The organism is Chitinophaga polysaccharea, assembly GCF_007829335.1.
GTDB lineage: Bacteria > Bacteroidota > Bacteroidia > Chitinophagales > Chitinophagaceae > Chitinophaga > Chitinophaga polysaccharea_B.
On record NZ_VIWO01000013.1, the window covers coordinates 39918 to 53775 of the forward strand.

Annotated in this window: 14 protein-coding genes and 1 tRNA gene; 8 read left to right on the forward strand and 7 right to left on the reverse strand. The window is 43.9% G+C overall.

From position 1 onward, the window contains the following. The first annotated feature begins 60 nt into the window (after positions 1-60). The 4 genes from FHW36_RS28365 to FHW36_RS28380 all read left to right on the forward strand — a co-directional run bounded on the left by FHW36_RS28365 (position 61) and on the right by FHW36_RS28380 (position 2788). Positions 61-696 (forward strand): LysE family translocator, encoded by a 636-nt coding sequence (locus tag FHW36_RS28365; RefSeq protein ID WP_145674531.1) that lies wholly within the window; start codon positions 61-63, stop codon positions 694-696. A gap of 107 nt (positions 697-803) precedes the next feature. Next, positions 804-1253: a KTSC domain-containing protein gene (locus FHW36_RS28370; RefSeq protein ID WP_145674533.1), complete on the forward strand. Its 450-nt coding sequence runs from the start codon at positions 804-806 to the stop codon at positions 1251-1253. Positions 1254-1382: 129 nt separating this feature from the next. Beyond that, a tRNA-Leu gene (locus FHW36_RS28375) sits at positions 1383-1466 on the forward strand. A gap of 302 nt (positions 1467-1768) precedes the next feature. After that, positions 1769-2788, forward strand: a complete 1020-nt coding sequence (locus FHW36_RS28380) for a PDDEXK nuclease domain-containing protein (RefSeq protein ID WP_145674536.1) — start codon at positions 1769-1771, stop codon at positions 2786-2788. A 413-nt stretch (positions 2789-3201) separates the two neighbouring features. Here the strand turns inward: FHW36_RS28380 and FHW36_RS28385 are convergent, their stop codons facing one another. Further along, positions 3202-3516, reverse strand: a complete 315-nt coding sequence (locus FHW36_RS28385; RefSeq protein ID WP_186452651.1) for an ABC transporter permease — start codon at positions 3514-3516, stop codon at positions 3202-3204. 576 nt (positions 3517-4092) lie between these two features. Further along, a complete protein-coding gene (locus FHW36_RS28390; RefSeq protein ID WP_145674540.1) occupies positions 4093-4767 on the reverse strand; it encodes a TetR/AcrR family transcriptional regulator in 675 nt (224 codons plus the stop codon). A 129-nt stretch (positions 4768-4896) separates the two neighbouring features. Between FHW36_RS28390 and FHW36_RS28395 the strand changes: the two genes are divergently transcribed. The 3 genes from FHW36_RS28395 (at position 4897) to FHW36_RS28405 (ending at position 7267) form a co-directional block, all read left to right on the forward strand. Continuing rightward, entirely contained in the window at positions 4897-6015 is a 1119-nt protein-coding gene (locus FHW36_RS28395; RefSeq protein WP_145674542.1) for a 5-(carboxyamino)imidazole ribonucleotide synthase, read from the forward strand. Between the two features lie 6 nt (positions 6016-6021). Then, positions 6022-6519, forward strand: a complete 498-nt coding sequence (purE, locus tag FHW36_RS28400; RefSeq protein WP_145674544.1) for a 5-(carboxyamino)imidazole ribonucleotide mutase — start codon at positions 6022-6024, stop codon at positions 6517-6519. Positions 6520-6637: 118 nt separating this feature from the next. Next, positions 6638-7267: a carbonic anhydrase family protein gene (locus tag FHW36_RS28405; protein WP_145674546.1), complete on the forward strand. Its 630-nt coding sequence runs from the start codon at positions 6638-6640 to the stop codon at positions 7265-7267. Positions 7268-7384: 117 nt separating this feature from the next. Here FHW36_RS28405 and FHW36_RS28410 read toward each other — a convergent pair whose 3' ends face one another. From FHW36_RS28410 to FHW36_RS28430, 5 genes are all read right to left on the reverse strand, one after another. Further along, positions 7385-7867, reverse strand: a complete 483-nt coding sequence (locus tag FHW36_RS28410) for a RidA family protein (RefSeq protein WP_145674548.1) — start codon at positions 7865-7867, stop codon at positions 7385-7387. Positions 7868-7966: 99 nt separating this feature from the next. Further along, positions 7967-9232 (reverse strand): FAD-dependent oxidoreductase, encoded by a 1266-nt coding sequence (locus FHW36_RS28415; protein WP_145674550.1) that lies wholly within the window; start codon positions 9230-9232, stop codon positions 7967-7969. A gap of 16 nt (positions 9233-9248) precedes the next feature. Further along, positions 9249-9986, reverse strand: coding sequence for a helix-turn-helix domain-containing protein (locus FHW36_RS28420; protein WP_145674552.1), 738 nt, complete (start codon positions 9984-9986; stop codon positions 9249-9251). Positions 9987-10051: 65 nt separating this feature from the next. After that, positions 10052-10909 carry an AraC family transcriptional regulator gene (locus tag FHW36_RS28425; protein ID WP_145674554.1) on the reverse strand — a complete coding sequence of 286 codons (858 nt, stop codon included), beginning with the start codon at positions 10907-10909 and terminating at the stop codon, positions 10052-10054. A 150-nt stretch (positions 10910-11059) separates the two neighbouring features. Next, a complete protein-coding gene (locus FHW36_RS28430) occupies positions 11060-12280 on the reverse strand; it encodes an amidohydrolase (RefSeq protein WP_145674556.1) in 1221 nt (406 codons plus the stop codon). A gap of 195 nt (positions 12281-12475) precedes the next feature. Between FHW36_RS28430 and FHW36_RS28435 the strand changes: the two genes are divergently transcribed. Continuing rightward, positions 12476-13804 (forward strand): amidohydrolase, encoded by a 1329-nt coding sequence (locus FHW36_RS28435; RefSeq protein ID WP_145674558.1) that lies wholly within the window; start codon positions 12476-12478, stop codon positions 13802-13804. Positions 13805-13858: the final 54 nt, after the last annotated feature.

A 13858-nucleotide genomic window follows, 5' to 3' on the forward strand; every position in this document is an offset into this window, starting at 1 on the left:
CTGAACTGGCATGGGGTGGCTTTTTTTATTTGTACCTTACCACCTCTTTATCTGCGTATCATGTTACCGATCAGTCAACTCTTATTATTTGCGTTTGCCGCGTTGCTCATGGTATTAGTGCCCGGGCCTAATATGATTTATTTAATTTCCCGCTCCGTAACACAGGGCAAGAAAGCGGGGCTGATTTCCCTGGCCGGGGTGGCCTGCGGGTTCCTTTTTCACATTACGCTGGTATCATTTGGACTTACAGCCGTGTTGCTGGCTGTTCCCTTCGCCTATACCGGGCTAAAAATGGCGGGCAGCCTTTACCTCCTTTACCTGGCCTGGCAGGCGGTAAAGCCGGGAGGGAAGGGATTATTCGACAACACCCGGACCTTAGCTGCCGATTCCCCTATGAAGTTATTCAGTATGGGGTTATTTACCAATATGCTCAATCCCAAAGTGGCAGTATTTTACCTGTCGTTTTTCCCCCAGTTTATTAAGCCTGCCTATGGGTCGGTGCTTGCCCAGAGTTTTATGCTGGGCATCACCCAGATCTGTGTAAGCATCTCTGTAAATTTTATCATCATATTATTTGCCGCCCGGGTGACGAGCTGGTTTGCGGCCAATCCCCGGTGGGTGAAAACGCAAAAGTGGTTTATGGCGGGCATTTTCGGAAGTCTTGCCCTGAAAATGGCGCTGGATAAGGGGAAATAATTCCTTGCCGGGGAGCTTAAAACGGGGTATCTTTGCGCTTTTTTACCGCAAAATAGATGGTAGCCGGTTCCTGGTGATCAGCCTGTTTATTTTTGAACCCATATGTGATGAGTAAAATAGTTGATTACCGGAAGTTGCTGGGCGTAACCAAAACAACCGAGTTAAAAGAATTAAAAAGCGTTTACAGGAACCTGATGAAGGAACTGCATCCTGATAAATTAGTAGACTTTGAAGAGGAACAAAAGCTGGAAGCAGAAGCCAAAAGTAAAGCAGTGATAGAAGCCTACCATTTCCTGGTAAGCATCGCTCCTGAAACTATTGCCGCCGCGTTGCCCCAGTATACTGAAACTATCTCTGCCTCTACCATCCTGGATTTCAGTTACGAGAAACAAACCTTGCAATTGAATTTCCAGGATGGCAGCAGCTACGAGTACCTCGATGTACCCAAAGCATTATATGTGAAGCTGATCAACTCCGATACGCCAGGCAGGTTTTGCCGCCGGCATATTTACCATGAGTTTGTGTATCGCCGGGTAAGCAAAGCGATGGAGGCTTAAACACGCTGTCTGCAACAGGTTCCATCACATTTCTCAGTAGCAATGCCAATAAAATAGCAGAAATCTGAAAAAAAATTTGGCGAAATGCTTTGTCTGCTTATCTTTGCAACCCCTGACACAATATCAGTTGCCCAGATGGCGAAATTGGTAGACGCACTGTGTTCAGGTCGCAGCGCCTGCAAGGGTGTGCTGGTTCGAATCCAGTTCTGGGCACAAAAGTGGACAAATCGAGATTGATCTTGGTTTGTCCATTTTTATTTTCGGGAAGATCTGCGGCTGGCGCGGGTATTATCTGAATGACTTTGTTGAGTGGGGCGGTTCGATAATTGAGTCCGGAGAAAGTGAGTTTTTCCCAGAGAAATCGAACCACATTTTCCTATACAATTGCATTATTTTCTCACTGCATTAACTTCCAATTAACGCTTCCCATTCTTTCCTTATCTAATTTTCAGGTTATTCATTTAACATGAATCCGGCATTCCAAAATATTGGATTGCTGATAAAGAATAAGTATAATGGCAAGAGGGAAAAATGCAACATCAATAGAACAATCTTTATTTAATGAGCTTTCACAGCTCATCGAGCAAAGCCAGCGGCAAGTATTTTCACATGCTAACAGTACCCTTACTATACTTTTCTGGCAGATTGGCAAACGCATTAACGATGAAATCCTTAGAAATAAGCGGGCGGAGTATGCAAAACAGATTGTGTCGACACTGTCGACACAATTAAAGAGTCAATATGGAAGAAACTTTGAGATAAGGAATTTAAGGAGAATGATGCAATTTGCCGAGCAATTCACAAAACTGGAGATTATCTTACCGCTGTCACAACAACTGAGTTGGTCGCATTTCGTGGAATTATTGCCGTTGAAGAATCCGGATGCAAAGCTATTCTATGCACAGTTGGCTGTTAATCAGGCGCTCGGTATAAGAGATTTGCGGAAACAAATTTCAACCAAAACATTTGAGCGGACAGGTATTGCGAATATACAAAATACCAGTAACCATCCAGCTATTAATGACAATTTCAAAAACCCGTATTTTTTGGACTTTCTGGGGTTACAAAATACCTATATGGAAAAGGATCTCGAAGAAGCTATACTTCGGGAACTAGAAGCTTTCATATTGGAGCTGGGAAAAGGGTTTGCTTTCATAGAGCGTCAGAAAAGGATGATTATTGACGGCGAAGATTTTCATTTAGATCTGTTGTTTTATCATCGAAATTTAAAACGCCTCGTAGCTGTTGAATTGAAACTGGGGAAATTCGAAGCCCAACACAAGGGACAAATGGAATTGTATTTAAAGTGGCTGGATAAATACGAAAAGCAAGAAGGAGAACAATCCCCGATTGGCTTGATCTTATGTGCTGAAAGCAAACGAGAACGAGTAGAGTTGTTGGAAATGCACAAGGATGGGATTGTGGTAGCGGAATACTGGACAGAACTACCTCCTAAAAAAGAGTTGGAGAAAAAGATACATCATCTCTTCCTTGAAGCTAAGGAGAGGATTGAACATAAGAAGGTGCTGGAGTAATAGCGTAGTCAATTATACTTCGAATGCGTCAGCATGAGGAAATTGATCGTTTGGGTTTTACCAAAACATAGCTGGCAGCCAGGCAATGGCCTATCAACACTCTCTTTTCATCAGCAAATAAAATCTAGATGATCCATTTTTAAGCTGATGAAAAGAATAATAATTCACTTGGTCTACTAGCTGAACTTGTACTGCATGCTATCCGGAAGTAGCCTTTGGTTCGAGAAAAGTACACTCCGGTGCACTAAAGCGGAGAGGTCGGAGAATTCTCCGGCCTCTTCTTTTTTCCTCTTCTTCTTGCCCTGCTTATCAGCTCTAATCCCAGATCGTTTTGCCAACCAGGCTAGCATCAGGAAAATATCTGTAATTTTTCACTAAACGAAGTTAAAATAGAATCTGCCCGGGAATAAACACTATTCGGCGCGTAATCGTTCTATGGGATTTGCTTTAGCTGCCTGAAATACTTTAGTGCCAATGATAACACTGCAGCAAAGCAATACAATTAAAAATGTACCTATGTATGGCGTTGGGCCGGTATCAGCATGATACTTGTAAATAAACTGGAAAATAAGCTTGCTGGTAAACAAGTAGCCCAAAGCTGAACCAACCACAAATGCAATCAGGAGAATGCGGATAAATTCCCGGTTAACTAATCCAATAATTTGCAGTACCGATGCACCAAGTACTTTGCGAATACCAATTTCTTTACTGCGCTTGTCTATATTCAACGAATTTGGGCAAATAAGCCTGATGCAGACAACAGCAACGTAACTATGGCCAGAAAAAAAGCGATCAACCTGAAACTTTGCGTCATCCTGATTTCTTTTTCAATTAAATCTGACTGTAAATAACCCCGGTATGGTAGTTATATCGAACCACACAACGTTTTTAATGTCAGCGCAGGCATTGAGCCAGTTAGTGACAACTACCATACCACCTATCTGGATACCTGCTTAACCACTGTGGTGGCCACGTTTACACTTCCATGACTGCCATCTTTTATGAAATTCTGTACGGATACGGACAAGGGGTGTTCGATTTTAAGAACCAGATAACGTCTATCAGATGAAGGCCTGCCCCCTGTTAGGAGCAATCACAGGTCTTCCCGTATTACTTTCATCACGATTTAAAACGGAGGATTTTTCGGCTGGTAGCCGGGGGGGGCTATTGGAGATGACTACCATGATCTGGAGTGATCGTACAGGTAGCTGAAAGCAGCCTGCTCGCGTTGCTTCAGTTGCACGTGTGACCTTCGCGGAAAGTTTTTATTACACCATCATTCCGGTAGAACTATATTGTTCTCATCAATTTTCCAGCGACTTGAATACCAGATGCTGAAGAAATTCGACCAATGGTTTTACTTTTTTGGATTTACCAAAATCAGTTAAGCGCGGCAGGTGTTCTTTAAAGTACATCTGCCGGTGAGCAGTTTCTATCAAGGTACTCGCCAGGGAATGAGGAAACCCAAATTCAGCATTTAACTCCAGGAAGATCTCAGCAATACGATGACAGAGGTCTTTATATGGTTTAAATAACATAGACTTATTGTCTTCCGTCACATTCTTTGTAAGGTACGCTTTATCACCTTCGCAGATTACTATCCCGTGTAAAAGGCTCTTGTCGATATGCTCCACGATAAATTTGTCCTGGACTTCAAAGGTCAGCAGCTTTATAACGATATCTACCTTTTCTCTTGGATGCTTGAGGTTGTTGGTATGAAATATCAACTGGTATTCCAGCCATGTCCAGAACCAGGTAGTAATATAGGTGAGTAGCCGGTGCTTGTTTTCAAAATACCGATAGATGCTGGCCTCTGTACTTCCGACTTCAATTGCCAGCTTTTTAAAAGTAAAGTCCTCAAAGCCAATATCATGAATCAGCTTTATACTGTGCTGAATGATATTACGGCCAAGTTCGGTACTGTCCGGATCTCTCAGGTAAAGGTTGGGATTCATTTTTATCTGCAACTGCAACTCCATACTTAAGTAATTAGTTGGCTAAAATACGATTTAATAGTAGACTGCTCGTATTCTATAAATTTACTATAATCTATAATAGTATTACTATCATTTTAAATAGTTTTTATATCTTTGCGGCAATTGTAGATTATGCTTGAAAATTTGAAAATAGGAATTTTAGGGGGCGGTCAGCTGGGTGCGATGATTATACGACAGGCCATAGATCTCGGTCTCAGTGCTTCGATTATGGATAAGGACGCTCATGCGCCTTGTTCACGTTATACGTCTTCTTTCTTTTGCGGCGATCCTGCTTCTTTTGAAGCCATTTTGGAGTTTGGTAAGGGCCTTGATGTAATTACAATAGAAAAGGAAGCTGTAAATATTAACGCTTTACGACAGCTAGAAAAGCAAGGAGTAAGGATCTTTCCGGCGCCTGATACGATTGAAGTAATACAGGATAAATTTACACAAAAACAGTTTTTACTGTCACATCATATACCAGTGGTACCTGGCGAAGCCATCCAGGGCAAAAAAGACTTGTACCAATATGAAAATAAACTACCCCTCTGTCTGAAAAAACGTCGTGACGGATACGATGGATATGGCGTGATGGTTTTGAAAACAAAGGGAGATATTGCAGCCGCGTTTGACGCACCATGTGTAGTGGAAGAATTAGTTGACATTAAACACGAAATTTCCGTAATCGTAGCAAGAAATGAGTACGGCGCTGTTGCATGCTATGATCCTGTGATGATGGTGTTTTCTGAGGAGAAGTTCGTACTTGACTACCAGATAGCGCCCGCTCAGATAGATAAGGAAATATTAAAAAAAGCTACAATTCTTGCCGGGGAAGTTGCAGATGCACTCAAGCTGGTAGGCATCCTTGCTGTAGAAATGTTTGTCACAAAAGAGAACAAACTTTTAGTAAATGAACTGGCCCCAAGGCCGCACAACAGTGGCCATCACACAATAGAAGCCAGCATCACATCACAATATGAACAATTACTCCGTGCCGTACTTGGACTACCATTGGGCGACCCCGGCCTCCGTTTCCCATCTTTAATGATGAATATACTGGAAGGCGCAACATTAAATACTGATAAACGGGGGAAACTAAATCGCTTATTAGATATACCGGGAGCCCACCTTCACTGGTATGGAAAAGAAGGTAACAGACCTGGCCGGAAAATTGGGCATGTAACGGTCACTGATAATACAATTGAAAACGTCATTGCAAAAGCTGCATCAATACGAAAAATTTTAAATTAAAAAAATATGAAACAGGTAGAGGTAGGCATTATTATGGGCAGTAGTTCCGATGCACCTATTATGCGTCAGGCAATAGAGGTGCTGAAGAAGTTTGAGATAGGTTACGAGTTTAGCGTTGTGTCGGCACATCGTAGCCCTCAAAAAATGTTTGAATATGCTGCTACTGCAGAAGAACGTGGTTTGAAGATCATCATCGCAGGCGCTGGTGGCGCAGCACATCTTCCAGGTATGGTAGCCGCTATTACTACTTTGCCGGTTATTGGCGTACCTATTAAGTCTGCAAACTCTCTCGATGGTTGGGATTCCCTTTTATCTATAGTGCAAATGCCAGGCGACATACCCGTAGCCACAGTAGGCGTTAATGGCGCACGCAACGCCGGGTTACTGGCTGCACAGATTTTAGGCACGAATAACAGCACAATCAGGCAGATGCTTGCCGCACTAAAAAAAGAAAATTACGACAAGGTTAACAAGCAAAATGAAACATTGGATCAAATCGCATAGAAAGTTTACACCATAAATTTTTAATGCCATGAGCAATTAGTCCACAGGTATTTGCTTTGTTAACCCAAATACCTGCTGCCTGTTGATCTTTATAAAAACAATTTCCAAACTTCAAAATATGTACAAGCACTCCAGGGAATCGCAAAGTACCCTTACCCCAGAAATGGCACTTCAATATCTGAAAGAAGGCAACTTAAGGTTTGTTAATAACCTGAGAGCCAACCGGGATTTGTTGAGCCAGGTAAATGCCACAAGAGATGGGCAGTATCCATTTGCAACCGTACTTAGCTGTATGGATTCACGCACTTCTGTGGAACTTATCTTTGATCAGGGATTAGGGGATATATTCAGTATACGCATAGCTGGTAATGTCCTCAACCAGGATATACTTGGTAGCATGGAGTTCGGTACAAAACTGGCAGGCTCAAAAATAATCGTGGTGCTGGGGCATACGCAATGCGGAGCTATAAAAGGTGCTTGCGATGATGTACTCCTCGGTAACCTCACGCAGTTATTGGACAAGATAAAGCCTGCTATTGACAGTGAAACATCAACCCCCGTAGAAAACAGGACCGGAAAGAATACAGAATTTGTAAAGAACGTAACTGAAAATAACGTGCGCCATGTAATGGAACAATTAAAAACAGAAAGTCCTATTATAGCAGCACTAGCAGATAGCGGAACAATAAAGATTGTAGGTGGTATCTATCACCTGGAAACCGGAGCAGTGACTTTCTTTGAGGAGTAATCACCAAACTCTCATTACGTAGTGATTATCTATTGAATCCGTTCCGGGTGCCGGAAAGGACAAACTTCGGTCTGTCCTTTTTTATTTTATGCGGGCCTAAAGTTTCAACCTGATCTGTTATTTATCAGCAAGCACGACAGCAGTTGCCTCTATCTCCAGTAATACGTCATCCCGAAACAGGCTACTGACCTGCACTAGCGTACTCGCTGGCGGATGTTGTACATCTACATATTTATCCCTGACAGTACGAAGCGTTTTCAGGTTTTTTGTATCCAGAATAAAATAGGAAAGTTTTATGACGTCCGACATCTTTCCACCGGCAGCTTCTACTATTTTCTGAATATTAGCAAAAACCTGTTCCGCTTGTTGCTCAAAATTATCCTTTCCAATAAGTTCACCTTTGGCGTTTAATGGCACCTGCCCTGAAAGTATGATCATTTTATGGGTGCCCAGGTTGATAACGCCGGCTTGTGAATATCCATTGGGCTTAGCTACTTCGGGCGGATTAATGAAGTGAACGGCCGACTTGTCTGACTGCGCACTAACCAATAACGTAATCAGCAATAGGGGTACAATACTTAAAATGAATTGTTTTCTCATAGCGACAAATAGTTTATTTCAAGATAAACATTTACAACCACATCGGGGTGATGAACTATCTTTTAACGTATCCCCGATATAGCTTCCAGCCATTCTCTCCTAACGGAATACTTCCCTCGGAGGCGGCCGTCTTAAAATTTTGCGGATAAACGGTGCGATATTAGTCTCGATAACATACCTGGCAATGAATACCCCCTGTTTTAATTTGCTTTTGCCAAACATGGCCAACATATCCTTTAATGCATTAGGCTGGTGCATCCATTTTGTATTGAACAACGTAGCCTGGCCTATTTTAGCGAACCGGCCCAACATCTGCTTTTCATAGTGGCCAATGGCTTGTTTAGTATCACTGAATGCCGGGTTGGTAAGCGCTTCGGCGAGTTGCAACGCATCGAGCATGGCCATATTTACACCTTCGCCGGCAAAAGGTGGCATCCAGTGAGCTGCATCGCCGAGTAAAGTGATATTAGCGTTGGCCACCCATTTTTGATCCAGGGGCATACAATATTGCGGGCGCGGGGTAAAAATGGTATCCGGGCTTCCAAACAGCTCCCACCAAACCGGGCTCCATGCAGAAAATTCCTCCTTGAACCAGGTGAATACCTGGCGATGATCATTGAAATCGATACCGCTTTCTTTTGCCCAATGTTCTCCAGATTTAAAACTGGCCATAAATCCAAAACTGCCATCGCCTTTTGAGCTGACGATCAGCGTTCTCTCTTTTCCGTAACCAAATACCTTTCCTCCTTTTAATAATTCATAGATAACGGGAGCCGTTTTCGCTCCGTCTTTCAACGATCCTTCCAGCATAGTAATGCCCGTCCAGTAGGGTGCGATGGGGGTAACAAAGGGCCTGATCTTAGAATTGGCGCCATCGGCGCCGATAATCAAATCTGCCGAAGTGGTATGTCTATTTTGAAAAACTAATTTCCAGGCATCTTGCGTGTGTTCAATCGATAAAACATGGCTATCCCAAACAACTGTATCCGGATCCAGTGAATTCAACAGCAGCTGCCTTAACGGTCCCCGGTCAATCTCCGGCCGATGATATTTATCACCAAAATCTCCTTTTTTACCTTTGGCATGTTCATCAAAATGAATATTTAACTGGTCATCTACCACCCGCATCAATCCTGCGGCGGGCCTGTACTGCGCTTTAAATTCATCCATTAACCCGGCTTGGGCCAGCGCTGCCAGACCTGATTCCGTATGCAGGTCCAGCGCTCCGCCCTGCACCCTGACATCCCTATTGATATCCCGCTCATATACTTTTACATGGGCGCCTTTCAGTTGTAAGAGTCTTGCTAAGGTTAAACCACCGGGGCCGCCGCCGATGATAGCAATCTTTTTGTCATCAATTTTCATGGCCACAAAATTATTATCACAACGCGTCGGATAATAGTATAAATCGGCCGTTCTGATTTTTGGCTAATTCTTTCGGGACTACTCCGGAAAATTTCTTGATTTCTTTAATAAAATGGGTCTGGTCGGCGAAGTTCAATTCCGGGAAGAGCCTTCCGGCTTTAATCTGCTGTAACGAAGCTTTAAATCGAAAAATATTGCAATAGGCTTTTAATGAAAGCCCAAATTGCTCATTAAAATACCGGTTGATCTGCCTGCGGCTCCAGGCTACCCGATCCGACAACTCGTGCACGGTGAGCGTGCCATTGGAAGCATAAATCAGGTCAAATAATTCTTTTTTACGGTTGTCGATGTCTGATTCAATCCTGTCAAGCATGGTGGCTGAAATCTTTTCACAAAACCCTTCAAAATCCTCAAGATCATGAGGTCCCATATTCCAAAACCCATCCGGTAACCGCTGTCCTTCATTTAAGACGGCTGCCATTTTGATATCGAGTAAATACTCGATGGCGAGTAATTTAAAACTAACTGCAAACATAGTCACCTGCCCCGGAACAACACCCTGATGAGGATGGGTATCCAATCCCCGAAGTGTAGCATGAAAAGGCTCGTTAGCAGTAGCAGAAAAAATAATATCGAACCGGCCGTCGGGCAGTACAATAATTTCCTTGCTTTCTGCTGAATCATTTCGGATCATCCAAAAGCTTTCAACAAAATCAGCAAGGCCCTTAACGGGTTGTATACTTTTTAGTTTCATGCTACTTTATTATGATTAATGCGGGCATCTACTTCCACTCAAGAGGCCTTCCGGCAATTGCGCTATTATCCTTCTCTGAATTGCGTAGGTGTAAGGCCTGCCTGGGCTTTAAAGAAGTTGGAAAAATAGGCATGGTCAACAAAACCGAGTTCAAACGCAATTTCTTTTATAGAAATATCGGTTGTTTGTAGTAGCCGCTTTGCTTCCAGCAGCACCCGTTGCTGGATCAACCTGGTAGCCGATACATCGAGATGGGTTTTACAAAGGATATTTAAATAATTGGCGGAGATGTGCAGCTTGGCGGCGTAGTACCCCACCAGCTTTTCCCGCTTGTAAAATTTATCAATCAGCATATTAAACTGCGCCAGCCTCGGATTAGATTGGAACACCTTCAAATCAGTAAAAATATGCTCTGCTTCCTTACTCACAGTCGCAGCAATCACCGCTGCGCGGGCGCTGATCACTTCCTGCACAGAGTGGGGCGAATTCAGTTCATCCCGGATGGCGTCAAACTCATACTTCAGCAATTTGAAACTGTCGCTGGTCAGCGGAATCACCGGGTGATTCATATAATTCGAAAACGAAAAACGGAAGAAAGAGGCGAAACGCTCGAAAAATTTTTGCTGTATCATCAGCTGGTAGCCTGTTGTGCCGGGCTTAATACTCCAGGTATGTACCTGGCCGGGAAACAGCACATGAATTTGTTTATTCCCGATTGGATAGTCGTGGAAATCGATAGTATGCACTCCTTTGGCTGACTCAAACAAATTGATGATAAAAAAATCATGCTTGTGCGGCCTGTCGATATGACGTTCACCATGTAGTTCGTTGAAGAGGAATTCCTCCCTGCCGGCCAGCTGGCCTTTCCTGAATTCATGAATCCCTAAGACAGGGATGTAGCCCGTATTGTCATAAATCTTCATATCAGCAGATTAAGTTGGGAGTTCAACTTCTAAAATATGGAAATTTATGGCAATAAAAAATGGATTGGCGTTGAAAATACCAAGGCCAATCCACCTGAATAATAAGACGATCCTGTTAGATTTATAATGGGGTGGATAAACGCGCACTTATCAGAATACAATATTACCCTTATGCACGAGTGATTTAACCGGTGAAACCCTTGCCACTACTTCAGCAGAGCAGGACGCTTCCATGAATACCAGGTTGGCTTCGTTACCTGCCTTAGGCCATTGCTGGTTTCCTTTATCATCCAACGGAAGTAAATACCTGGTGGCAAATCCCAATGTCCTGGAGAGCGCCCATTCAGAGCTATAGCCATAGAGGCTTGCAATGAGCTTCGCCTTCCGGAGCATGTGGCCAGGTCCGAAAGTACTCCAGTGATCCTGGATATTATCGTTCCCCACCAGCACTTCCACACCATGTTTCCTGAGCAGCGGAATGGGCATAATAGTATTGCCGAAAGGCACAGAAGAAACAATGCCCACGCCGGCTTCTGCCAGGCGGGCAGCCATACGTTCCGCTTCCAACGGGGAAAGATGCCCCAGTGCAAAAGCGTGGCTTACAAAGCTTTTGCCGCGAAGCACCGGGTTTTCATTGGCTTTGTTGATCAGGTATTCAATGGTTTTCACACCGGTTTCTCCTGCTTCATGCAAATGAATATCGATCCCCTTATGATGATCGATAGCCAGCTGTGTAATCAGCTCCATTGGCTTTTCTATGCTTCCATCAATGGAATAGGGATCAACCCCGCCAATAAAATCAATGTTCATTTTTACCACTTCTTTCAGTAGTGGCGCCGTGTTAGTATAAAACAGCCCATGCTGTGGAAAGGCCACCAACTCCGCGCCTACCGTTCTCTCTTTATTTTTCAGCGCTATTTCCAGGTGCTTTAAAGACTCGAAGCCGGAAGTGGGATCGATATTGAAATGAGAACGGATAAAGTGTGTACCGTTTGATTGCAGGAAGTTAACCAACTTTTCTGTTCGCTCAATGGATGTTTTCAGCCATTCGGGGATCATTTTCTGCTCATACGCAATCTGATCCTTCACGGTTCTTCTTTGGCCCGATACCGCCTGCCATGGCAGTCCATAGAGCATCTTATCCAAATGGGCGTGCATATCCTTAAATGCAGGAAGCATCAGCCAGCCTTTCGCATCTATGGCGTCCAGGGCAGGATCATTGGGGGTGATTACCGTAATCTTACCGTCAGCTATCTCAACACAGAAAAGTGCAGTCTTTGTTTTTACCACCTCATCGCCATCATATTCAAAGCCCGTTTCCAGCAATACATTCTTAAATGTATAGCGGCCGTCGTTTGTTATTTTATCCATTTGATGCTTTTTTATTCCCGGATTATTGTGGCAAAGTAAATGGTAAATATCTCCGGAACTTTGTATTATCTATCCGGATACTTGAAAGATTTATAATTACCCGTGAACTATTGATAAATCTTTCAAGAGATGTCATGAATCCTTCACAGCTTAAACAACCATGAAAGCTAATTTTGCATAAAAATGACTGGGACTATGAAGAAAACCGAAATATCCCGCAAGGAATTTATCAGAATGTCGGGGTTGGGACTGGCAGGCGTGGCTTTTGCCTCCGGCTTACTGGGCACTGCTGATGCCTTTGCCGGTGATGCAGCAGGCGGGAAAAGCTACCTGTTAAAAAACGTGCGACTGGAAACAGGATTTGTTTATGAAGAAGGAGAAGTAGTCCACACAACGACCGATTTGTTCTGCGTTGACATCAAAGACGGAAAGATCAAAAGTATTACTGCCAATAAACCGGCTGCCACTAATGCCATTGACGCAAAAGGCTGGCTGATGCTCCCTGCCTTCAGGGATATGCACATCCACCTCGACAAAACCTTCTACGGAGGCCCGTGGCAGGCCACGAGGAGAGGTCCTGGTGGCGTGAAGGGCATGATAGCCCTGGAACAGAAAATTCTCCCGGAAATGCTGAAAACTTCCACTTACCGGGCAGAAAAGCTGGTGGAGCTGCTGCAGTCTAAAGGCACTCACTTCGCCAGGAGCCATGTCAATATTGAACCTACATCCAGGCTGCAATCGCTTACTAACCTGCAGAAGGCACTGGAAAACAAAAAGAATTCCTTTGGCGCCGAACTGGTCGCATTCCCACAGCACGGCGTATTCTATACCAACTCCGTTCCCTATCTCCGGGAAGCAGCAAAGATGGACATCGATTTCATCGGTGGCCTTGATCCTTATACCATTGATGGCGCTATTGAAAAAACAATAGATTTCACGGTACAACTGGCACTGGACAATAAAAAAGGGATCGATATCCACCTGCATGAATCAGGAGAGTCCGGGTTAAAAACTGTAGAATACCTGATTAAGAAAGTAAACGAGCATCCTGCCCTTCAGCATAAAACATTCTTAAGCCACTGCTTTGTACTGGCTAAGATCGACAAAGTAAAGCAGGAGGAAATTGCAGAGCAATTGGGCGCCGCAGGCATAGGGATCGTTTCTACCATTCCCTTCGGCGGATTGATTATGCCTATACCTACACTCTATAAGCACAACGTAAATGTGATGACTGGAAACGACAGCATCATTGACCATTGGAGCTCCTTTGGGTCCGGAAGCGTATTGGAAAAAGCCCATACCATGGCTCAGCTATACGGCTACTCTAGTGAGTTCCTGCTGTCGAGGAGTCTTAAACTGGCTACGGGAAATGTACTTCCGCTTGATGATAAAGGCGTGCAGCAGTGGCCTAAAGCCGGCGATACCGCTGACCTGGTGTTGGTAGATGCCAGCTGTTCTGCAGAAGCAGTAGCAAGGATATCTCCCGTAAAATCGCTGATCAATAAAGGGCAAATCGTATACTAGTTACACTGTATTGAGGCTGCGTGGAAGGGCGGGAACAATTTCCCGTCCTTATTT